Below are 20,333 nucleotides of genomic sequence, written 5' to 3' on the forward strand. Positions count from 1 at the left end.
GGTGGAAGAAGCCGCACTCAGGGTTTAGCCGGAGGGGCCGTCATGCCGGCCCCGCGATTGCGCCAGATCGTCTTCACGGTGACTCCGTCGCGCTGCAGCAGCGAGCGCTCTTCGACCCAGGTGCGGTCGAGCCGCAGCCGGCCGTAGACCTCGAAGAACTGGGTGCTCACGCTGTGCTGGGCTGCGTTGAACGGCGCGCCGCCGTTCGGAAGGGCTGTGTTGGCGTCGGCAATCTGCTTGAAGAACGAGCGGGTGCGCTTCTCGACCAGCTGGCGCGCATCGCTGATGGTGAGGGAAGGCAAGCTGGCGCTGATGGCCTCGGCGCTTGCGGTGTTGATGTTCAGGGGGGTGCGAATCGGCAGGATCGTCACGTAGGGCTCGAGGGCGGCCGCGGTCGAGGGCGAAAGGCCGAGCCACACCAGCTGCGACACCTCTTGCGGCATGAGCGGCGCGGTGCCGGCATCGCCGCCGCCGGCCGGGTCGGTACTTGTTGCCAGGGCGCGCACGAGCGAGCTTGTCATCACGCTGAGCTCCGAGGCCGGCAGGCCCAGGATGTTGAACAGCTTGGTGAAGGTGGCAACGCTCGCCGGCACCGGCTTGTTGCCGTCCACCAGCGACAGCACGTTGAGCTTCGATTGCGCATCGACGACGCGGCCCGACAGGAACGCGTCCGGCAGCCCTTCGAGGTTGTCGCTCGCCACGTTTTTCTCGGCCGACAGAAAGCTGGTGAGCCGCGCCTCCGCGAGCGGCACGGCCCAAGGCTCGGCCAGGTGGTCGGGCCCGCCGGTGAGGGCGTCTTCGCGCAGGATGAGGCGCGACCAGTCGAGCGCGCCGATCAGCACCCATGCCGCCTGCACGCGCCCGCGCTCGGCGGCTTCGACTTCGGACGCACGCCATTGCTGCCAAAGCGCCGCTGCGGAGAAGGTTGCGACCAGCATTACGGTGAGCATCGCGGCGAGCAATGCGGCGCCGCGTTGGCGATGCGAGCATCGGCGGCTTGTAAAGAAGGGCGCGGTCATGATCGCGGAGCCCCCACCGTGGGCTTGACCCAGTCGCGCGTGAGCGTGCCCGCCAGCCCTTCGCCGGGAGCGAGGCTCAGCACCAGGCGAATGCCGTCGGGCATGTTCACGATGGCGCCTGTCGGGTTGGACGGGTTCGCCGGATTGGGCGCGCCGGTCGGCAACTCGCCTGCAGGCGTCCAGGTGTTTTCGCGAAAGTAGTAGAGCTGCCAGCTGTCGACCGGCATCAGCGCGACGTCTCCGGCGCCGCCTTCCTGCGCCCAAGAGGCGGCCATGTTCCAGGCCTGCTGCCATTCACCGCGCGTGGTGAAGGGCGGCGATTGCCAGCGCCGCCAGCGGGTGCCGTCGGCGCCGGAGCGCAGCGTCCATGCCACCACGTGCATGGCCGGGGCTGCCGCATCGCTGCCGCGGCGCGTGAGCCGAAGCACGCGGCCGTTCCAGTCGATGGGGCGGGTTTGCGCGAGCGCGGTCACGGCGTCGAGATCGGCGCTCCATTGCGCCAGCGTGGTCTGTAGCGTCAGCACCGCGTCGGCGCGTTGCTGGTTCTGGGTGGTGGCGCGCGACATGCCGTCGAGCCCACGCCAGCTCACGAGCGCCAGCAGCGCCATCACGGCGATGGCCACCAGCAACTCGATGAGAGTGAAGCCCTGGCGGCTTCGCTGGCCTGCGATGCGGCGCATCAGAAGCGGCCCACCACGGTCGAGATGCGCAGCACCGGCGCGTTGGTTTCATCGCGCACCTGCACGTCCACCCGTCGGAAGTTCGGGTTCAGCGTGGCGATGGTGGAGGTGGTCACGTTGAACGAGACGCCGGCCTGCACGCAGATCGAACCCGAATCGCCCACGGCCGGCATTTGCCGCGCGAGCCGCGCCTTGGCGAGTTCGTTTTCCGCGCACAGGTCGGCCAGCAGCAGGTCCGACTGGCGCTGCGCATTTCGCGTGAGCGACATGGTGGCCTGCGAGCCCGCCGCGAGCGCCAGCGCGACGATGCCGAGCGCAATCAGCACTTCGATCAGCGTGAATCCGCCGCATGCCGAACGCTGCCGGATGCTCATGGCGTGGTGACGGCGAAGGGCCGCAAGCCGTCGGTCGCGATGCGCAGCGAACGCGCGGGCGGGCCTTCGGAATACAGCACGATCTGCTGCGCGGCAATGATCGGATCGGGGCCCAGCTGCACGGCGGCGACCGGTGCACCGTTGGCCAGCGTAGCCTGGGCGCTGATGCCGCTCGCGGCCCATCCGCTGGGCAGTGCGTCGGGAGGCAATCCGTCGAAGACGAAGCTGCCGCCTTCCACGAGGCGCCAACGCACCGCCACGCCGCTTGCGCGCGACTGGGCGCGGGCCGATTCGAGCAGCGCGGCCAGCCGGTCGGCCTCGCGGTCGAGCGTGGCGGCGCTGCTGTCGCGCAACGCAAAGCTCACGCCGGCAGTGGCCATCGCGATGATCGCGATCACCACGATCAGCTCGAGCAGCGTGAAGCCGCGGGTGCGGCTACTGCCAGCTGCCGATGTCGGCATTCTTGCCCTCGCCGCCGGCTTGGCCATCGGCGCCGAGCGAGAGCACGTCGATTTCGCCCTTGATACCCGGATTCATGTATTGGTACGGATGGCCCCACGGATCGTTCGGCAGCTTCTCGACATAGGGCTTCCAGTTGGGGGCGGCCGGGCCGGCGGTCGGACGCGTGAGCAGCGCCTGCAGGCCTTGCTCGGCGGTGGGGTAGCGCTGGTTGTCCAGGCGGTAGAGCTTGAGCGCCTGCATCAGGTTGTTGATGTCGGTCTTGGCGGCGGTCACGCGGGCGTCGTCGGCGCGCTCGATCACGTTCGGCACGATCAGCGCGGCGAGCACGCCGATGATGACCAGCACCACCATCAATTCGATCAGCGTGAAGCCGCGCTGGGCGGTGCGGGCTGCGTCGCGAAGGATTTTTTTCATAGCTTGGATGACATGTTTCGGAAAGCGCGCTGCATGATAATCCGCGGCCATGACAAGTCCCTATTCCGCCGCCCGCTGGCACGCCCCCGTTGCAACCACGGGGCTCTGGGCGCTGGCGGCCGGCGCTGCGGTGTTCTGGGGACTGCGACTCGCGAGCCCGGCCGAGCCGGTAGCCGCGGCGGCAACAATGCCGCGAGCGGCGGTTTCGGCCGATGCGGAGGCGGTCGCGCGGCTGCTCGGCGCGGTTTCGGCATCGGACGCGGCACCCGCGGCGCCCGAGGCGGCCAGCCGCTTTGCGCTCTCGGGCGTGGTGGCGGACCCTTTCAACCAGGGCGCTGCGCTGATTTCCATCGACGGCAAGCCTCCACGGCCGTTTCGAGTCGGCTCGCGCGTTGGCGACAACTACGTGCTTCAGTCGGTGGGGGTGCGTGCGGCGACGCTCGGCACCAGCGCGCAGGGGCCGGCGGCATTCACGCTGCAGTTGCCGGTGCGGGCGCCGATCAGCGTCGGCAGCCCGGGCTTGCCGACGATGCCGGCTGCGCCTTCCCCGGCGGCCCGGCCCAGCGGACTTTTTCCGGCCACGGTTCCTCCGGTGATGGCGCCGCCGCCCGCCGATCCGGCTGCGCAGCAAATGCAGCAACCGCAGCAATCGCAACAGATGCCACCGCCGGCACCTGCGCAACTCGCGCAATAAGCGAGGGCTCGGTCAGGCCTGCAGGAACAGGCGATACGCCGGATTCGCGGTTTCCTCGACGTAGGGATAGCCCAGCGTTTCGAGGAAAGCGTCGAAGGCGGCCGCATCGCTGGCCGGCACCTGCAAGCCCACCAGGATGCGGCCATAGTCGGCGCCCTGGTTGCGATAGTGGAAAAGGCTGATGTTCCAGTTCGGCCGCATCAGGTTCAGGAACTTGAGCAGCGCGCCCGGGCGCTCGGGGAAAACGAATCGCAGCAGCCGCTCGTCATGTGCCAGGCCCGTGCGGCCGCCCACCAGATGCCGCAGATGCTCCTTGGCGAGCTCGTCATGCGTGAGGTCGAGCGCATCGAAGCCGTGGGCGTTGAAGGTCTGTGCGATCAGGGTCGATTCGCCGCGCGTCGACGTGGTCAGGCCCACGAACACGTGCGCCTTGGCCGCGTCGCTGATGCGGTAGTTGAACTCCGTCACGTTGCGCAGCGCACCGCCGGTGGAGCCCGCCTCTTGCGATTCGCTGGCCGGCATTTCGCCGACCAGTTCGCAAAAACGGCGGAAGCTGCCGCGCTCTTCGGGAATGGTCACAGCGAACAGCGCCTCGCGCTCTTCACCGACCTCGGCGCGCTCGGCCACGAAGCGCAGCCGGTCGAAGTTCATGTTGGCGCCGCACAAGATGGCTGCGTAGGTTTCGCCATGGCGGCCGTGCCCGGCCACGTATTGCTTGATGGCGGCCACCGCGAGTGCGCCCGCCGGCTCGACGATGCTGCGGGTGTCGACGAAGACGTCCTTGATGGCCGCGCACACGGCGTCGGTGTCGACCGCGATGTATTCATCGACCAGGTTGCTGGCAATGCGAAATGTCTCTTCGCCCACAAGCTTGACGGCGGTGCCGTCTGAAAACAGTCCGACGTCGGACAGGCTCACGCGCTGGCGCGCCGCCACCGATTGCATCATTGCGTCGGAATCGTTCATCTGCACGCCGATCACCTTGATCTCCGGACGCACCGCCTTGATGTAGTTGGCCACGCCCGAGATGAGTCCACCGCCGCCGATGGCAACGAAGACTGCATCGAGCCGGCCTTGATGCTGGCGCAGGATTTCCATCGCGATGGTGCCCTGGCCCGCAATCACATCGGGGTCGTCGAACGGATGCACGAAGGTCAGGCCTTGCTGCGCCTGCAACTCGAGTGCATGCAGATAGGCATCGGAATAGCTGTCGCCATGCAGCACGACTTCGCCGCCGAAACCGCGCACCGCATCGATCTTGAGCCGGGGCGTCGTCACCGGCATGACCACCACCGCGCGTGTACCCAGCTTTCGTGCGCCCAGCGCCACGCCCTGCGCATGATTGCCGGCCGATGCGCAGATGACCCCACTCGCCAGCTGCTCGGGCGTGAGGTGCGCCATCTTGTTGTACGCGCCGCGCAGCTTGAAGCTGAAGACCGGTTGCTGATCTTCGCGCTTGAGCAGCACCGTGTTGCCGAGCCGATGGCTGAGCGCATTTGCTTTCTCAAGTGCGGATTCGACCGCCACGTCGTACACGCGGGCGTTCAGAATTTTTCTGAGATAGTCGGCAGGCGTCAGCGCCGGAACAGGGGCATCGCGCACGATTTTTTCCAAGGGAGTTTTCATTTGATAACTGACGATGATAAGAGGCATCGGGATTGCTTGCGGATATGACATGGACACAAATGTCATAAACCTCAGTCAAAGAGCCCTAGCTGCGAACGATTCGGGATTTTTTGCGCGTGCTTATCCCGCGATTCATGCGCCCGCAAATCAGTTAACAAATGAGCAAAATTTGTTATCAGTTTCTGTCAGCGACCTTTCCAAAGGATTGATGCAGGCAGAGGCTGCGCGGGTGCAACGCGGCGAGATTGGACGGCCCACCTGGCAGGTGATGGGCAACCGGTTGCGGGCCCACATCGTTCCGCTGCTGGGTGCCGTGCAGGCGCAGGCATTTGCTACGCCTGACGCGCAACGCCTGATCGACCATCTGGGAGAACAGGGCTTCACCAGCACGACCATTGCGCAGTACCTGGTGCTGCTGCGCAAGGTGATCACGCATGGCGTGAACATCGGTGTGCTTCGCAGCGCGCCGGCGTTTCCGAAGGTCAAGGTGCGCAGTCAGCCGCGCGGCAGCTTCAGCGTTGCGGAGTACCGTGCCGTTGTGGCGGCTGCACGCAGGTTGCGCGGGCAACCGCATCCGGTGCTCGATGAGCTCAACTCTGGCGAGCGCTTCTGGATTGCGCGCGAGTTGCTCGTCATGCCGGAGGAGCTTCCCTGGTTGATTCGCTGGATGGTGAACACCTTCGTTCGTCCGAGCGACATCAAGCTCATGAAGCACAAGCACATAGAGACCGTGCGCGGAAAGCACGTCTATTTGCGAATGAATTTGCCCGAAACCAAGCGGCACAGCCAGCCCATCGTGAGCTTGCGTCCGGCTGTGCGGGTTTATGAATGCCTGCTTGCTCATCGTCGCGAGCAAGGCTGTGGCGGTGCGGAAGACTACATCTTCATGCCGCAATTGAAGAATCGTGAACACGCGCTCGCGGTGCTCAACTTTCTTTTCCATTGGGCGCTCGAGGTGACGGCGCTGGAGAAAGGTCCGCTCGGCCAATCGAGAACGCTCTATTGCCTGCGCCACACCGCGATCACGTTGCGGCTGTTGTACGGGCAGGGCATCGACATGCTGACCTTGGCGCGCAATGCGCGCACGAGCGTGAACATGGTCGAACGGTTCTACGCTTCGGTGCTGAACGGAGAAATGAATGTGGGGCTGCTGCAAAGCAGGCGCGGCCGCGTGAGCTGAGCAACGACAACGCCAAAAAGCCGCCCGGCTTGCGCTGGGCGGCTTGACACTGAATCGACTCGAACTGGCTGGAGCCAGCATCGGATCAGACGGGATCAGAAAGCGTGGCGGATGCCGAAGTCGTAGCCGGTCGAGTTCTTCGGGGTGAAGACACTGTTGCTGATGTAAGGCTGGTTGCCCACCGACAGCGACGCGCCGTTCTTGTTGCTCACGCGAGCCACCGTTGCGTACAGGGCCGTGCGCTTCGACAGGTTGTGAACATAACCGAGGGCCAGCTTGTTGGCCTTCGGATTGCCGCGTTGGTCGTTGAAGAACAAGTCATCGCTGTGGCCCGTCTTGTACTTCACGGCCGAGTAGGACGCCCGAATCAAGCCAGCACCCACGGGAACCGTCACGCCCAGCAACCAGCCGTTGAGCTTGGTCGAAGGCACGGAGCCCGGCTGGACGATGAAGTTGCCGTCGATGTCGGTCTTCAGCTTGGCTTGCGACAGTTCACCGAAGAGCTTGGCGGGACCGAAGTCGTACGAAGCGCCGAGGTTCAGCGTGTTGACCTTGTTGGTCACGCCAGCGTAGAAGTCGTCACCGACGGTGCTGCTGCCGTAGGCGAGCGCAACGTCCAGCGGACCATTGGCGTAGCCGAAGCGGCCACCGACATAGCGGCCGGCGCGCGAGTTGTCCGCGACATCGGGCGTGGCCAGGCCAGGGCTGTACTTGGTCTTCTCGTGGAAGGCGTACATCACCTGACCGTAGAAGCCACCGAGGTTCGGCGGCAGGAAGTAGCCGATCGAATTGCTGGCGCGGGTGGAAGTGAGGTTGCCGCCGAAATCGCCTGCACCGCCTGCGGTGTTGAAACCGTTGGCCGTCGAGATCAGGTTGGTGCCAACGCCGTTGGTGCCGAACGGATCGAACACGGTGTCGTTCCAGAAGGTAGGGGTGTAGTCGCGGCCGAGGCGGACTTCACCGAAACCACCCGACAGGCTCACGGTCGAGCGACGAGCGAACGTCGAAACACCGGTTGCGCCGTCGTCGTTGGTGGTGGGGGCTTCGAGCCAGAAGCTGGCAGCCAGGCCGCCGCCGAGGTCTTCGGTGCCACGGAAGCCGAGGCGGCTGGAGTTGTAGCCCGAATTGGCCATGCCGGTCTTGCTGGTCTTGACGCGGCCCTGGTTGACGTAGAACGGGTTGTACATGGGAACGCCGAAAGCGTTGTACGAGACGCCGTTGTACATGTCACGCGAGGTGGACGAGTAGCCGCTGATCGACGCGTCGACCACACCGAACAGCGTGACGGACGACTGAGCCGAGGCAACACCGGCAACAGCCAGGGCAGCCAGAGCAACTGCCCTTTCGGCACCAAAACTAGAGTGGGTGTCGACGCGCGAAGTAACCGCAAAGAAAAAAGCCCCGAGCTTTGCAGCTCGGGGCTAAATCCACCAATTGGAAGGGTGGAGGAGACAACCGGTGCGCACGGCTTCGTGCGCGATGAAATAAAGTATATCGGTTGTTTGCTGCGTTGCAACAAGCGAGTGACGCTTTTCCCACACACAAATTGATGTCTCAGCGAACTTTTTTCACTGGACGGCTGATTGGAACTGACAAGATGGAATGCACAGTAAGTTGGACCGGCGATGCCGGCACCCGCTCCGCCATGGGATTCGTGGCCGAGACAGGCAGCGGCCATGTATTGACGATGGATGGCGCGCCGGATGCATCAAAGCCCGAAAACGGTGGGCAAAACCTCGCCCCCAGGCCCATGGAGACCGTGCTCGCGGGCACAGGCGGCTGCACGGCCTACGACGTGGTGCTGATCCTGAAGCGGGGCCGCCACCGCGTGGAGCGCTGCAGCGTCAAGCTGACGAGCGAACGGGCGGAAAAAGATCCGAAGGTCTTCACGAAGATCCACATGCACTTCACAGTCGCGGGCAAGGGCATTCCCGCCGCTGCCGTCGAGCGCGCCATTGCAATGAGCCACGACACCTACTGCTCGGCAAGCATCATGCTTGCAAAGACAGCCGAGATCACCACCAGCTTCGATCTGATCGAAACCTGAGGCGGCAAGCTTCAGATTCGATGTGCCACCGTGGTCATGACGCGGGAGGCGAACCGCATCAGGGTCTTGGCCGGCGCTGGCAGTTCCGCGGCTCCGGCGTCAATGGCTTGAGCGGCGTGGCGGGCTTCATCGACTTTCATCTGCTCGACCACAGCCCGTGAGGCGCTGTCGGCGGGCGGAAGGCGCCCCAGATGGCTCTCCAGATGGGCTTCAACCTGGCGTTCGGTTTCCGCAACGAACCCCAGGCTCAGCGGATCCCCCAGGCGACCGGCCAATAGTCCCAAGCCGAATGCGCCCGCATACCAAAGCGGGTTCAGAACCGAAGGCCGGGCGCCGAGCTCGTCAAGGCGCTGCCGCGTCCACGCCAGATGATCGGTTTCTTCATGGGAGGCTTCAAGCAATCGGGTGCGGAGGACGGGATCGAGTGCCACCGCGGCCTGGGCGGTGTAAAGCGCCTGTGCGCACACTTCTCCCACGTGGTTCACTCGCATCAGCGCGCCGGCTTCGCGGCGTTCCGAATCAGTCAGTTCACCTGGCACTTGAGCGGGCTGGGGCATGGCCCGGGTGGAGTGAGGCCGGGCAAAAAGAGTACGTAAGGCCGCATCCGCTGCGGCCAGGGCGGGATCGAGCGAAAAGATCATGCGTCTATTTGAACCCAAGCAAAAATGGGCTGGGCGGAACCTTGTTTCATTTCACATTGTGGTTCGGGAGGGCGCTCAAGCCCTTTGTTGCACTACTGCAACGAAACGCATGGGCCACCTGAGTTTTCGGGCGAATTGTTTTGCCCTGCCGCAGCGGCTCTGGTGCAATAGCATCAACTTCCCAAAAGGAGGTTGGCCCGGGGTCCGGTGGGAGCACAAAGTGCCAGTCACGGTGAGCCCTTCGCACCGGAGCCCTATGTTTAACCTTGGAGAAACTTGCAATGAAAAAATCTCTAGTTGCTCTGGCTGCCCTGGCTGTTGCCGGTGTTGCCTCGGCTCAGTCGTCCGTCACGCTGTTCGGTGTGGTCGACGCGTCGATCAGCGGCTACTCGTCCACCTCGCGTGACCAGAACCCGACGGTTTTCCCCAATGCTTTCGGCATTCCGACCTACCTGAACCAAGGCAGCGTCAAGGTCAGCCGTCGCGAACTGGCTAACTCGGGCTACAACTCCAGCCGTATCGGCTTCCGTGGTACGGAAGACCTCGGCGGTGGCCTGGCTGCCAGCTTCTGGCTCGAAGCCCCGATCTCCAACGATGACGGCCAGCAAGGTATCGCGACGTTCAACCGTCGTTCGACCGTGAGCCTGTCGGGTGGTTTCGGTGAAGTCCGCCTCGGCCGCGACTACACCCCGACCTTCTGGAACGACACCGTGTTCGATCCGTTCGGCACCAACGGCGTTGGCACCAACATCATCTCGACGGCTGGCGCCCAATTCGGTGCTTTCGGTACCCCCGCAGCGTCGACGGCTCCGTTCGCCAACGTGGGTCAGAACAACTACACCCGCGCCAGCAACACGATCGGCTACTTCCTGCCGCCGAACCTGGGTGGTTTCTACGGTCAACTGCAATACGGCTTCAGCGAGAAGACCAAGTACAGCCCTGGCCTGGCTACGCCTGATGTCGCGAACAACTCGCGTCAAGGCCGTTACGTTGGTGGCCGCTTCGGCTACGCCAACGGCCCGCTGGACGTCGCAATTGCTTACGGCAGCAGCACGGTTGGCGATCAGTTCTACATCGGCACGACCACCAAGGTCAACACGCTGAACCTCGGCGCTTCGTATGACTTCGGTCCCGTGAAGCTCTTCGGTGAACTGTCGCGTGCCAAGAACAAGATCGACTACGAAGTGACTCCGCTGTTCACCGGCGGCCGTCCTGACGTGGACCTGACCGGCTACCTGCTCGGCGTGACCGTGCCGGTTGGCGCTGGCCTGATCCGCGCTTCGTACTCGCGCGTCAAGTACGACTTCAACGAAGTCCAAAGCCCGTTCGAACCCGCGATCGCTGACCCGAAGGCAAGCAAGCTGGCTCTCGGCTACGTGCACAACCTGTCGAAGCGCACGGCTCTGTACGCTACCGTTGCTCGCATCAGCAACAAGAACGGTGCAAGCCTGACCGTTGGCGGCCCGTCGTTCGTGACCGGTGGCGGTGTCTTCACCCCCCGCAACTCGACCGGCTACGACTTCGGTATCCGTCACGCTTTCTAATTTGAGGCTGGCTTAGGCCAGCTTTGAATTGAAAGACAAAGCCACTCGACGAAAGTCGAGTGGCTTTTTTTATTGGATTTTGCTGGTGCGTTTCCTCACGTAAACGCACCATCGACGTGCACCCCCGGGGAATCACCGTGCGGGCACGCACCTTGCACTGCTAGCATGCCTGCTCACTCTGTTTGCTGAATGATTGCCTTCGTCTTGCGCCGCCTGATCCAGGCCGTGATCGTCATGATCGCGGTTGCGTTCATTGCCTTTCTTCTCTTTCAATACGTGGGCGACCCGGTCGTCTTTCTGCTGGGCCAGGATGCGAAGCCCGAGCAGATTCGCGAGCTGCGCGCCGCATTGGGGCTCGACCAACCCTTCTTCGTGCAGTTCTGGCACTTTCTCGTCAATGCCGCGCAGGGCGAGTTCGGCCTGAGCCTGCGCCAGGGCGCAAAAGTGTCGCGCCTCATCGGCGAGCGCTTTCCCGCCACGCTCGAGCTTGCGCTTGTTGCCGCCGTCCTGGCGTTGTTCATCGGAATTCCGATGGGCGTGTACACGGCGCTGCGCCGCGGCACCTTCCTGAGCCAGGTCTTCATGACCGTGTCGCTGCTCGGCGTGTCGCTGCCTACCTTCCTGATCGGGATCTTGCTGATCCTCGTCTTTGCCGTCACGCTGGGTTGGTTCCCAAGCTTCGGGCGCGGCGAAACCGTGCAGTTCGGCTGGTGGAGCACCGGCCTCCTGCGTGCCGACGGCTGGCATCACATCGTGCTGCCCGCAGTAACGCTCGCCATCTTCCAGCTCACGCTGATCATGCGGCTGGTCCGCGCCGAAATGCTCGAGGTCTTGCGCACGGACTACATCAAGTTTGCGCGGGCTCGCGGCCTCTCGAACCGCGCCATTCACTTCGGCCATGCGCTCAAGAACACGCTGGTGCCGGTCATGACCATCACCGGCCTGCAGCTCGGCGGGCTGATCGCCTTCGCCATCATCACCGAGTCGGTGTTCCAGTGGCCCGGCATGGGGCTGCTGTTCATCCAGGCCGTCACCTTTGCCGACGTTCCCGTGATGGCGGCGTACCTGTGCCTCATTGCCCTCATCTTCGTGGTGATCAACCTGGTGGTCGACCTGCTGTATTTCGTGGTCGATCCGCGGCTGCGCGTTGGCAAGGCGGGAGGACATTGAGATGACGGCTGTCGCAGCACCGCGACTGCAGGCCTCCGGACGGGCGTTTGCGCACATCGCGAGCTTCTATCCGGAGATCACGGCCTTTCGCCGCGACCTGCATGCGCACCCTGAACTCGGCTTCGAAGAGGTCTACACGGCCGGCCGCGTGCGCGAGGCGCTGCGTGCCTGCGGCGTGGACGAGATCCACGAGGGCATCGGCAAGACCGGCGTGGTGGGCGTCATCCGCGGCAAGTCCACGGCCAGCAGGCGAATGATCGGCCTGCGCGCCGACATGGACGCGCTTCCCATGCGCGAAGACAACGACTTCGGCTGGCGCTCGGCCAACGACGGCCTGATGCACGGCTGCGGGCATGACGGGCACACGGCCATGCTGGTCGGCGCAGCGCGCTACCTGGCCGAAACCCGCAATTTCGACGGTACCGCGGTGCTGATCTTCCAGCCCGGCGAAGAAGGCTTTGCCGGCGCGCGCGTGATGATCGAAGACGGCCTGTTCGACCGCTTTCCGGTGCAGTCGGTCTACGCAATGCACAACTGGCCCGGCATGCCGGCCGGCACCGTGGGCATCAACCGCGGCGCCATGATGGCCGCGGCCGATCGCATCACCATCGAGATCAAGGGCAAGGGCGGGCACGGTGCCCATGCGTACCAGACCATCGATCCGGTGGTGGTTGCCGCGCACATCATCACGGCCGCGCAAACCATCGTCTCGCGCAACGTGCGTCCCATCGATGCGGCGGTCGTCAGCATCTGCGCCGTGCAGGCGGGCGACCTGGGCGCGATGAGCGTCATTCCGGGCGAGGCCACGCTCGTCGGCACTGTGCGCACCTTCAGCGCGCGTGTGCAGGCGCAGGTCGAGCAGCGGCTGACCGAGCTCTGCACGGCAGTGGCCGCGGGCTTTGGCGCCACCGCCACCATCAAGTACGAGCGCATCTATCCGGCCACCATCAACACCGCGCCCGAGGCGATGTTTGCCGCCGACGTGGCCGAGTCGCTGGTGGGGGCCTCCAATGTCGACCGCAGCATGGAGCCCAGCATGGGCGCCGAAGACTTCTCTTTCATGCTGCAGAAAAAAGCAGGCGCCTATTTGCGCATTGGCCAGGACGCGAAGAACGGCGCCTTCCTGCACAACAGCCGCTATGACTTCAACGACGAGATTCTGCCGCTCGGCGCCGCATTGCATGCGGGGTTGATCGAGCAGGGCATGCCGCTGGCTGCTACCCGCAGCGGGCAGCCCGTGAAAGACGCCGCTACCGCGACGCCTTGATGTATTTCCGATTCCAACCCGAGGAGTGTTCCCAATGAGTTTCAAGAAGAAAGTGGCCGCGGCCACCGTTCTGTGCGCCCTGGGCGCCATCAGCCTGGTCGCGAGCGCGCAGACCATCCGCATCGCCAATCAGGGCGACGCCCTGTCGCTCGACCCGCACTCGCTCAACGAGTCGTTGCAGTTGAGCGTGACCGCCAACGTCTATGAAACCCTGGTGGGGCGCAACAAGGACCTGAGCCTCGCGCCGCTCCTCGCTACCAGCTGGAAGCAGACCTCGCCGAACATCTGGCGCTTCGAACTGCGCAAGGGTGTGGTGTTCCACGACGGCACGCCGTTCACCGCCGATGACGTGGTGTTCAGCTTTGCGCGTGCGCAGGGCGACGGCTCCGACCTTCGCGCCACGCTGAGCGACATCAAGGCCGTGCGCAAGGTCGGTGATCTCGCGGTCGAAATCGAAACCAACGGCCCGTTCCCCATCTTGCCCGACGTGATCTCGCTCACCATGATCATGAGCAAGAAGTGGTGCGAGGAAAACCAGGCCACCAAGCCTGTCGACCGCCGCAAGGGCATCGAGAACACCGCCTCGTTCAAGGCCAACGGCACCGGCCCGTTCCGCGTGCGCGAGCGCCAGCCCAACGTGCGCACCGTGTTCTCGCGCAACGGCACCTACTGGGGCAAGATCGACGGCAACGCGCAAGAAATCGTCTTCACGCCCATCGCCAACCCCGCCACCCGCGTGGCTGCACTGGTCTCGGGCGAAGTCGACGTCATGGAGCCGGTGCCTGTGCAAGACATTGCGCGCATCAATGCGGCGCCCAACGCACGCGTCATTACCGGCCCTGAACTGCGCACCATCTTCCTGGGCATGGACCAGAAGCGCGACGAGCTGCTGTATTCCAACATCAAGGGCAAGAATCCGTTCAAGGACAAGCGCGTGCGACAGGCCGTCTACCAGGCCATCGACATTGCCGGCATCCAGCGCACCGTGATGCGCGGCGCTTCCCGTCCGACCGGCCTCCTGGTGGGCCCCGGCATCAACGGCTGGACCGCCGAGCAGGACAAACGCCTGCCCTTCGACGTCGAGGCCGCCAAGAAGCTCATGACCGAAGCCGGCTACCCGAACGGCTTTGAAGTGACGATGAACTGCCCGAACGACCGCTACGTGAACGACGGCCAGATCTGCCAGAGCGTGGCCGCCAACCTCGCGAAGATCAACGTCAAGATCAACCTGGCTGCCGAGACCAAGGGCACCTACTTCCCCAAGATCCTGCGCCGCGACACCAGCTTCTACATGCTGGGCTGGACCCCGACCACCTACGACTCGCACAACGCGCTGAGCTCGCTCACCGCCTGTCCGGACGACAAGGGCACGGGCCAGTTCAACCTGGGTGCGTACTGCAATCCCAAGCTCGACGAGCTGACGAAGAAGATCCAGTCCGAAAGCGACAAGACCAAGCGCAACGAGCTGATCAAGGAAGCCTTCAAGATCCATGCGGACGATATCGGCACCCTGCCGCTGCACCAGCAGTCGCTGGCGTGGGGCGTGAGCAAGAAGGTCGAGCTGGTGCAGCTGGCCGACAACTTCATGTACTTCAAGTGGATGAGCATCAAGCCGTGATTCCACCGGCCGCCCACTGGGCGGCCTGACCATGGGCCCGCTTCTTGCGGGCCCATTCCTTTTGCTTCACGATGAAAAAAACACTTGCCCGCTGGCTCGACAGCGACGTCGGCTACAGCTTTCGCACTTCGCCCGTGGCAATCGGTGCGGCACTCATCGCGCTGGCCTGCGTGTTCTGTGCGGTCTTTGCCGGATGGGTCTCTCCGCACAATCCTTTCGACCTTGCAACGCTCGAACTCGGCGATGCGCGCCTGCCGCCCGCATGGAGCGCCGAAGGCTCTTCCAAGTACCTGCTAGGCACCGATGACCAGGGCCGCGACATCCTCTCGGCCGTGATCTACGGCGCGCGCATTTCGCTGATCGTCGGCGTCGTCTCGGTGCTGCTGTCGATCACCGTCGGCGTCGTGTTCGGCCTGCTCGCGGGCTTTCTCGGCGGCTGGCTCGACTCCTTCCTGATGCGCGTGTGCGACGTGATGCTGTCGTTTCCGCCCATCTTGGTGGCGCTGCTCATTGCAGGCGTAGGCCGTGCGCTGTTTCCGGGCGCCCATGAGTCGCTGGCTTTTGGCGTGCTCATCATTTCCATCTCTTTAACCGGCTGGGTGCAATACGCGCGCACGGTGCGCGGCTCCACGCTGGTGGAGCGCAACAAGGAATACGTGCAGGCCGCCCGTGTGACCGGCGTGGCGCCGCTGCGCATCATGCTGCGCCACGTGCTGCCCAACGTGATGGGGCCGGTGATGGTGCTGGCCACCATTCAGGTGGCCACCGCCATCATCACCGAGGCGACGCTTTCGTTTCTTGGCGTGGGCGTGCCGCCGACATCTCCTTCCCTCGGAACGCTGATCAGCATCGGCAACCAGTACCTGTTCTCGGGCGAGTGGTGGATCACCGTGTTCCCCGGCCTGATGCTGGTGCTGATTGCGCTCAGCGTGAACCTGCTCGGCGACTGGCTGCGGGACGCGCTCAACCCGCGCCTGCGCTGAAACCAAAAAGGACAACGCCATCATGACGCTGCTCCAGGTCAAAAACCTCGTCGTCGAGTTTCCGCATCGCCGCGGTACGCTGCGTGCGCTCGACGGCATTTCTTTCGATATTGCGCCCGGTGAAATCCTGGGCGTGGTGGGTGAGTCGGGTGCCGGCAAGTCGCTCACGGGCGCTGCCATCATCGGGCTGATCGAGCCGCCGGGCCGCGTGGCCAGCGGAGAAATCGTGCTCGAAGGCCAGCGCATCGACAACCTGGCTTTCGATGCGATGCGCCCCATTCGCGGCCGCAAGATCGGCGCGATCTTCCAAGACCCGCTCACATCGCTCAACCCGCTCTACACCGTGGGCCGCCAGCTGGTGGAAACCATCCGCGCCCATCTGCCGGTGACCGAAGCCGAAGCGCGGCGCCGCGCCATCGGCCTGCTGCAGGACACCGGCATTCCGGCCGCCGAGCAACGCATCGATCATTTTCCGCACCAGTTCTCGGGCGGCATGCGCCAGCGCGTGGTGATTGCACTCGCGCTTGCGGCCGAGCCCAAGCTCATCGTGGCCGACGAGCCGACCACCGCGCTCGACGTGTCGATCCAGGCGCAGATCATCCAGTTGCTCAAGCGCGTCTGCAAGGAACGCGGCGCCGCCGTGATGCTGATCACGCACGACATGGGCGTGATCGCCGAAACCTGCGACCGCGTGGCCGTGATGTACGCGGGCCGCGTCGCCGAGATCGGCCCGGTGCACGAAGTGATCCACCAGCCGGCGCACCCCTACACCTCCGGCCTGATGGCCTCGATTCCCGACATGGCCAGCGACCGCGAGCGGTTGAACCAGATCGACGGCGCCATGCCCCGGCTCAACGCCATTCCGAAGGGCTGCGCCTACAACCCGCGGTGCCCGCGCACATTTGCACGCTGCCTGACGGAGCGGCCCGAGCTCATGCACGCAGGCGCCACGCGCGCCGCCTGCTGGCTGCACGATGCCGCCGATCCACACAAGGGCCGGGCCGAACTCGCGGCACGGCACCAAGAAGCGCAGCTTGCCGGCGAACGCGCCGTGCCCGATGCGGCCGCGCCGATTGAAGAGGTCACCCGATGAGCGCAGTACTCGAACCCCGCAGCACGGAAGGCGGCGAGCCGCTGGTCGTCGCCCATGACCTGGCCCGCACTTTCGACGTGTCGCCGCCCTGGCTCAACCGCGTGCTCGAACGCAAGCCGCGCGTGCTGCTGCATGCGGTCGACGGCGTGAGCTTTTCCATCGAGCGCGGCAAGACGCTGGCGCTGGTCGGCGAATCGGGCTGCGGCAAGAGCACCGTCGCCCGCCTGCTGGTCGGCTTGTATGCACCGACCCGCGGCGGCTTGCAGTTCGACGGCCAGGATGCGCACGCCGCGTTCAAGACGCCCGAAGGCCGCAAGCTGCGCCGCCGCATCCAGATGATCTTCCAGGACCCGTACGCGAGCCTGAACCCGCGCTGGATCGTCGAAGACATCATCGGCGAGCCGCTGCGCGAGCACGGCATCCTGAGCGGCAAGGCCGAGCTGCGCGAACGCGTGGGCGAGCTGCTCAAGTCCGTCGGCCTCTCGCCGCTGGACATGAGCAAGTACCCGCATCAATTCTCCGGCGGCCAGCGCCAGCGCATTTCGATTGCGCGCGCGCTCGCCACGCAGCCCGAGTTCCTGGTGTGCGACGAGCCCACCTCGGCGCTCGACGTGAGCGTGCAGGCTCAGATGCTCAACATCATGAAGGACCTGCAGCGCCAGCAGGGGCTCACCTATCTCTTCATCTCGCACAACCTTGCGGTGGTGCGGCACGTGGCCGACCAGGTCGGCGTGATGTACCTGGGCCGGCTGGTCGAGGTGGCCGACAAGCAGAAGCTCTTTGCCGAGCCGCAGCATCCGTACACGCGCATGCTGCTCGATGCGATTCCGCAGATGAAGCACACCGGCCGCGCACGCACGCCGGTCAGGGGCGAAGTACCGAATCCGCTGAATCCGCCTGCTGGCTGTGCGTTTCATCCGCGCTGCCCGCATGCGAATGAGCGTTGCTCGGCCGAGCGGCCGAAGCTCTTGAGCATCAAGGGCGTGCAGGTGGCTTGCCATGCGGCGGAAGAGGGGCGCATCTAGGCAAGGGTGTGCGTAAACGCACTGACCTGTCCGGCAATCCGGCGCAGAGTGCGGCCATGACAATGATGAAGAAGCACCCGAGCGAAGACAGCCGCCCAGCGATGCAAACGGAGCTCGGCCGCCGCGGTTTTCTCATGAGCTCCGCGCTCGGTGCGACAGCGACGCTCGCATCCCTTTGTTCGCTGTCACATGCCGCAGCAGGTGCGCCCGGGCGCCGCCTGCCGGTCATCTTCATCGGCCACGGTTCGCCCATGAACGCGCTGGCGGACAACGCCTTTACGCGCCGCCTGGTCGCGTGGGGCAAGGAGCTCCCGCGGCCTTCGGCCATTCTGAGCGTGTCCGCCCACTGGCTGAGCCGCGGCGCCACCGGCGTCGGTATGCAGGAGCGGCCGAAGACGATTCACGACTTCGGCGGCTTTCCCCAAGCGCTGTTCGACATCGACTATCCGGCGCCGGGCCATCCCGCGCTGGCACGCGAAGCCATCGGCGCCGTCAAGCAAACCCCGGTGGTGGGCACCCAGCAATGGGGTCTGGACCACGGAACGTGGACGGTGCTGAAGCACCTGTACCCCAAGGCCGACATTCCTGTGTTCCAGCTCAGCATCGACTACGACAAGCCGGCGGCGTTTCACTACGCCGTCGGCCGCGACCTTGCGGCCCTTCGCGACAAGGGCGTGCTCGTGATGGGAAGCGGCAACGTGGTGCACAACCTGCGCGCCACCGACCGCGGCACGCCCGACGGTCCCGTGGCCAGCCGGCCGTGGGCGCAAGGCTTCGACGACGCGGTGAAGGCCGCGCTGCAGGGCGGGACGACCGCGCATTGGTCGCCTACGAAAAGCTGGAGGGCGCCGCGACCGCTGTCGCAACGCCGGACCACTACTTTCCTTTTCTCTACGCCCTCGGCGCCGCAGGCTCTAACGAGCGCGCGAAGACGATCTACGAAGGGTTCCAGTCAGGCACGCTGAGCATGCGCTGCATCCAGTTCGGCTGACTGCGGTCTACTGTTCCTCGCCCCACGAGAAGCCGTCGCGCGCAATCATCGCGCTCGAGGCGCTCGGGCCCCAGGTGCCAGCCGCGTACGGGCGAGGTCCGCCGTCCGATGCCCAACTGTCGATGAGCGGCTCGACCCAGCGCCATGCTTCTTCCTGCTCGTCGCTGCGCACGAACAGGTTCAGGCGCCCGTCGATCACGTCGAGCAGCAGCCGTTCGTAGGCACCCACCCGCTCGGCGCCAAAACGCTTGTCGAAGTCCAGGTCGAGCTGCACCGGTGCCAGCTGCGCGGCGCTCTGGTGGCCGTTGCTGCGGCGGTTGTCCTGCGCCTGCGCAAGCATGTGCAGCTCCAGGCCGTCCTTCGGCTGCAGGTTGATCACCAGCTTGTTGACCGCGCCCGAAGGCGCGCGGTAGATCGCGTGTGGCGTCGGCCTGAAGTTGACCTCGATGCGCGCGTCGCGCGAGGCCAGCCGCTTGCCGGTGCGAATGTAGAGCGGCACGCCGGCCCAGCGCCAGTTGGCGATTTCGGTGCGCAGCGCCACGAAGGTCTCGGTGCGGCTGTCGGGGTCCACGCCGGGTTCTTCCCGGTAGCCCGGCACGCGCTCGCCGTAGGCCGTGCCGGCGGTGTACTGGCCCCGAACGGCATGCAGGCCCAGCGTTTCGGGGGTCCAGGGCTTGAGCGCGCGCAGCACCTTGAGCTTTTCGTCGCGAATGGCATCGGCATGCGAGTTGATCGGCGGCTCCATGCCAATGGCGCAAACCAGCTGCAGCGCGTGGTTCTGCACCATGTCGCGCAAGGCGCCGGTCTGGTCGTAGAAGGCGCCGCGCTTTTCGACGCCCAGGTCTTCGGCAATGGTGATCTGGATGTTGGCAATGTGCTCGCGACGCCAGATCGGCTCGAACAGCGCATTGCCGAAGCGCATGGCAAACAGGTTCTGCACCGAAGGCTTGCCCAGGTAGTGGTCGATGCGGAAGACCTGCTTCTCCTCGAATACCTTGCACACCGCGGCATTGATCGCGCGATTCGATGCCAGGTCATGGCCCAGCGGTTTTTCGAGCACGATGCGCGTCGCCGGCCCGTTCAGGCCCGCCGCGGCAACCTGTTCCACCACCTGCGTGAAGAGCGCCGGTGCCGTCGCCACGTACATCACCACGGTGTCGGCATTGCGCTGCTTCAGCAGCTCGGCAAGCCGCGCGTAGTCGGCCGGCTTCGACAAGTCCATGCGCAGGTAGTGCAGCAGCGAGGCGAACTTCTCGAACTCTTCGGCCGAGGGGCGCTTGGCGCCTTCGACGGCATTGAAGCGCGACTGGATCAGCTCGCGGTACTGGTCGTCCGAGAGGTCGTCCCGCGCTACGCCGACGATGCGTCCGTCTTTCGGCAGGCTGCCGTGCCTGAAGGCCTGGAACAGCGCGGGCATCAGCTTGCGCCATGCAAGATCGCCAGTACCGCCGAACAGAACGAGATCGAAGCTCATGTGTCGAATTTCCTTTTGTCTTGGTGCCGAG

General features: G+C 64.9%; 19 protein-coding genes and 1 pseudogene. 11 read left to right on the forward strand and 9 right to left on the reverse strand.

The window, feature by feature from the left end:
• Positions 1–17 precede the first annotated feature (17 nt).
• Genes gspK through gspG form a run of 5 tightly spaced genes read right to left on the reverse strand, consistent with a single transcriptional unit; the run spans position 18 to position 2,949 of the window.
• Positions 18–1,019: a type II secretion system minor pseudopilin GspK gene (gene gspK, locus V9L20_RS21155; RefSeq protein ID WP_337298100.1), complete on the reverse strand. Its 1,002-nt coding sequence runs from the start codon at positions 1,017–1,019 to the stop codon at positions 18–20.
• On the reverse strand, positions 1,016–1,699 hold the full coding sequence (locus V9L20_RS21160; RefSeq protein ID WP_337298101.1) for a PulJ/GspJ family protein: 684 nt from the start codon (positions 1,697–1,699) through the stop codon (positions 1,016–1,018). Before V9L20_RS21160 ends, gspK begins: the two co-directional genes overlap by 4 nt.
• Complete coding sequence (gene gspI, locus V9L20_RS21165; RefSeq protein WP_258504313.1) at positions 1,699–2,073, reverse strand: type II secretion system minor pseudopilin GspI; 375 nt, start codon at positions 2,071–2,073, stop codon at positions 1,699–1,701. Before gspI ends, V9L20_RS21160 begins: the two co-directional genes overlap by 1 nt.
• Positions 2,070–2,534, reverse strand: coding sequence for a GspH/FimT family pseudopilin (locus tag V9L20_RS21170; protein WP_337298102.1), 465 nt, complete (start codon positions 2,532–2,534; stop codon positions 2,070–2,072). Before V9L20_RS21170 ends, gspI begins: the two co-directional genes overlap by 4 nt.
• Entirely contained in the window at positions 2,509–2,949 is a 441-nt protein-coding gene (gene gspG, locus V9L20_RS21175) for a type II secretion system major pseudopilin GspG (protein WP_258504315.1), read from the reverse strand. Before gspG ends, V9L20_RS21170 begins: the two co-directional genes overlap by 26 nt.
• Before the next feature lie 49 nt (positions 2,950–2,998).
• On the opposite strand from gspG, the gene V9L20_RS21180 reads away from it, so the two are divergent.
• Positions 2,999–3,643 carry a type II secretion system protein N gene (locus tag V9L20_RS21180; RefSeq protein WP_337298103.1) on the forward strand — a complete coding sequence of 215 codons (645 nt, stop codon included), beginning with the start codon at positions 2,999–3,001 and terminating at the stop codon, positions 3,641–3,643.
• Positions 3,644–3,655: 12 nt separating this feature from the next.
• Here V9L20_RS21180 and ilvA read toward each other — a convergent pair whose 3' ends face one another.
• The gene (gene ilvA / locus V9L20_RS21185) at positions 3,656–5,269 is read right to left on the reverse strand and encodes a threonine ammonia-lyase, biosynthetic (protein ID WP_337298104.1); all 1,614 of its coding nucleotides are present in this window, start codon (positions 5,267–5,269) and stop codon (positions 3,656–3,658) included.
• A 49-nt stretch (positions 5,270–5,318) separates the two neighbouring features.
• Here ilvA and V9L20_RS21190 point away from each other — a divergent pair, with 49 nt between their 5' ends.
• Entirely contained in the window at positions 5,319–6,449 is a 1,131-nt protein-coding gene (locus V9L20_RS21190) for a hypothetical protein (RefSeq protein ID WP_337298105.1), read from the forward strand.
• Positions 6,450–6,544: 95 nt separating this feature from the next.
• On the opposite strand, the gene V9L20_RS21195 is transcribed toward V9L20_RS21190, so the two are convergent.
• Positions 6,545–7,780: a porin gene (locus tag V9L20_RS21195; protein ID WP_337298131.1), complete on the reverse strand. Its 1,236-nt coding sequence runs from the start codon at positions 7,778–7,780 to the stop codon at positions 6,545–6,547.
• A gap of 266 nt (positions 7,781–8,046) precedes the next feature.
• Between V9L20_RS21195 and V9L20_RS21200 the strand changes: the two genes are divergently transcribed.
• Positions 8,047–8,496: an OsmC family protein gene (locus tag V9L20_RS21200; RefSeq protein ID WP_337298106.1), complete on the forward strand. Its 450-nt coding sequence runs from the start codon at positions 8,047–8,049 to the stop codon at positions 8,494–8,496.
• 11 nt (positions 8,497–8,507) lie between these two features.
• On the opposite strand, the gene coq7 is transcribed toward V9L20_RS21200, so the two are convergent.
• On the reverse strand, positions 8,508–9,137 hold the full coding sequence (gene coq7, locus V9L20_RS21205; protein WP_337298107.1) for a 2-polyprenyl-3-methyl-6-methoxy-1,4-benzoquinone monooxygenase: 630 nt from the start codon (positions 9,135–9,137) through the stop codon (positions 8,508–8,510).
• Positions 9,138–9,418: 281 nt separating this feature from the next.
• On the opposite strand from coq7, the gene V9L20_RS21210 reads away from it, so the two are divergent.
• The 8 genes and pseudogenes from V9L20_RS21210 (at position 9,419) to ygiD (ending at position 18,828) form a co-directional block, all read left to right on the forward strand.
• A complete protein-coding gene (locus V9L20_RS21210; RefSeq protein WP_337298108.1) occupies positions 9,419–10,681 on the forward strand; it encodes a porin in 1,263 nt (420 codons plus the stop codon).
• A 189-nt stretch (positions 10,682–10,870) separates the two neighbouring features.
• A complete protein-coding gene (locus tag V9L20_RS21215) occupies positions 10,871–11,851 on the forward strand; it encodes an ABC transporter permease (protein WP_337298109.1) in 981 nt (326 codons plus the stop codon).
• 1 nt (position 11,852) lies between these two features.
• Complete coding sequence (locus V9L20_RS21220; RefSeq protein WP_337298110.1) at positions 11,853–13,118, forward strand: M20 aminoacylase family protein; 1,266 nt, start codon at positions 11,853–11,855, stop codon at positions 13,116–13,118.
• A gap of 34 nt (positions 13,119–13,152) precedes the next feature.
• On the forward strand, positions 13,153–14,736 hold the full coding sequence (locus V9L20_RS21225; protein ID WP_258504322.1) for an ABC transporter substrate-binding protein: 1,584 nt from the start codon (positions 13,153–13,155) through the stop codon (positions 14,734–14,736).
• 71 nt (positions 14,737–14,807) lie between these two features.
• Complete coding sequence (locus V9L20_RS21230) at positions 14,808–15,719, forward strand: ABC transporter permease (RefSeq protein WP_258504323.1); 912 nt, start codon at positions 14,808–14,810, stop codon at positions 15,717–15,719.
• A 22-nt stretch (positions 15,720–15,741) separates the two neighbouring features.
• Positions 15,742–16,812 (forward strand): ABC transporter ATP-binding protein, encoded by a 1,071-nt coding sequence (locus V9L20_RS21235; RefSeq protein ID WP_337298111.1) that lies wholly within the window; start codon positions 15,742–15,744, stop codon positions 16,810–16,812.
• A complete protein-coding gene (locus tag V9L20_RS21240) occupies positions 16,809–17,837 on the forward strand; it encodes an ABC transporter ATP-binding protein (protein ID WP_337298112.1) in 1,029 nt (342 codons plus the stop codon). The genes V9L20_RS21235 and V9L20_RS21240 overlap by 4 nt, the downstream gene beginning before the upstream one ends.
• Before the next feature lie 101 nt (positions 17,838–17,938).
• Positions 17,939–18,828: pseudogene (gene ygiD / locus V9L20_RS21245) on the forward strand (4,5-DOPA dioxygenase extradiol).
• A 7-nt stretch (positions 18,829–18,835) separates the two neighbouring features.
• On the opposite strand, the gene zwf reads toward ygiD, so the two are convergent.
• Positions 18,836–20,302 carry a glucose-6-phosphate dehydrogenase gene (gene zwf / locus V9L20_RS21250; protein ID WP_337298114.1) on the reverse strand — a complete coding sequence of 489 codons (1,467 nt, stop codon included), beginning with the start codon at positions 20,300–20,302 and terminating at the stop codon, positions 18,836–18,838.
• Positions 20,303–20,333: the final 31 nt, after the last annotated feature.

Origin of the sequence: Variovorax sp. CCNWLW225 (assembly GCF_037204045.1) — a bacterium.
In the GTDB taxonomy this organism is placed as follows: Bacteria; Pseudomonadota; Gammaproteobacteria; order Burkholderiales; family Burkholderiaceae_C; genus Variovorax.

Excerpts from the sequence above, each read along its gene's own strand:
- gspK (WP_337298100.1), bottom strand. The coding sequence starts at position 1,019 with ATGACCGCGCCCTTCTTTACAAGCCGCCGATGCTCGCATCGCCAACGC.
- V9L20_RS21160 (WP_337298101.1), bottom strand. The coding sequence starts at position 1,699 with ATGCGCCGCATCGCAGGCCAGCGAAGCCGCCAGGGCTTCACTCTCATC.
- gspI (WP_258504313.1), bottom strand. The coding sequence starts at position 2,073 with ATGAGCATCCGGCAGCGTTCGGCATGCGGCGGATTCACGCTGATCGAA.
- V9L20_RS21170 (WP_337298102.1), bottom strand. The coding sequence starts at position 2,534 with ATGCCGACATCGGCAGCTGGCAGTAGCCGCACCCGCGGCTTCACGCTG.
- gspG (WP_258504315.1), bottom strand. The coding sequence starts at position 2,949 with ATGAAAAAAATCCTTCGCGACGCAGCCCGCACCGCCCAGCGCGGCTTC.
- V9L20_RS21180 (WP_337298103.1), top strand. The coding sequence starts at position 2,999 with ATGACAAGTCCCTATTCCGCCGCCCGCTGGCACGCCCCCGTTGCAACC.
- ilvA (WP_337298104.1), bottom strand. The coding sequence starts at position 5,269 with ATGAAAACTCCCTTGGAAAAAATCGTGCGCGATGCCCCTGTTCCGGCG.
- V9L20_RS21190 (WP_337298105.1), top strand. The coding sequence starts at position 5,319 with ATGGACACAAATGTCATAAACCTCAGTCAAAGAGCCCTAGCTGCGAAC.
- V9L20_RS21200 (WP_337298106.1), top strand. The coding sequence starts at position 8,047 with ATGGAATGCACAGTAAGTTGGACCGGCGATGCCGGCACCCGCTCCGCC.
- coq7 (WP_337298107.1), bottom strand. The coding sequence starts at position 9,137 with ATGATCTTTTCGCTCGATCCCGCCCTGGCCGCAGCGGATGCGGCCTTA.
- V9L20_RS21210 (WP_337298108.1), top strand. The coding sequence starts at position 9,419 with ATGAAAAAATCTCTAGTTGCTCTGGCTGCCCTGGCTGTTGCCGGTGTT.
- V9L20_RS21215 (WP_337298109.1), top strand. The coding sequence starts at position 10,871 with ATGATTGCCTTCGTCTTGCGCCGCCTGATCCAGGCCGTGATCGTCATG.
- V9L20_RS21220 (WP_337298110.1), top strand. The coding sequence starts at position 11,853 with ATGACGGCTGTCGCAGCACCGCGACTGCAGGCCTCCGGACGGGCGTTT.
- V9L20_RS21225 (WP_258504322.1), top strand. The coding sequence starts at position 13,153 with ATGAGTTTCAAGAAGAAAGTGGCCGCGGCCACCGTTCTGTGCGCCCTG.
- V9L20_RS21230 (WP_258504323.1), top strand. The coding sequence starts at position 14,808 with ATGAAAAAAACACTTGCCCGCTGGCTCGACAGCGACGTCGGCTACAGC.
- V9L20_RS21235 (WP_337298111.1), top strand. The coding sequence starts at position 15,742 with ATGACGCTGCTCCAGGTCAAAAACCTCGTCGTCGAGTTTCCGCATCGC.
- V9L20_RS21240 (WP_337298112.1), top strand. The coding sequence starts at position 16,809 with ATGAGCGCAGTACTCGAACCCCGCAGCACGGAAGGCGGCGAGCCGCTG.
- zwf (WP_337298114.1), bottom strand. The coding sequence starts at position 20,302 with ATGAGCTTCGATCTCGTTCTGTTCGGCGGTACTGGCGATCTTGCATGG.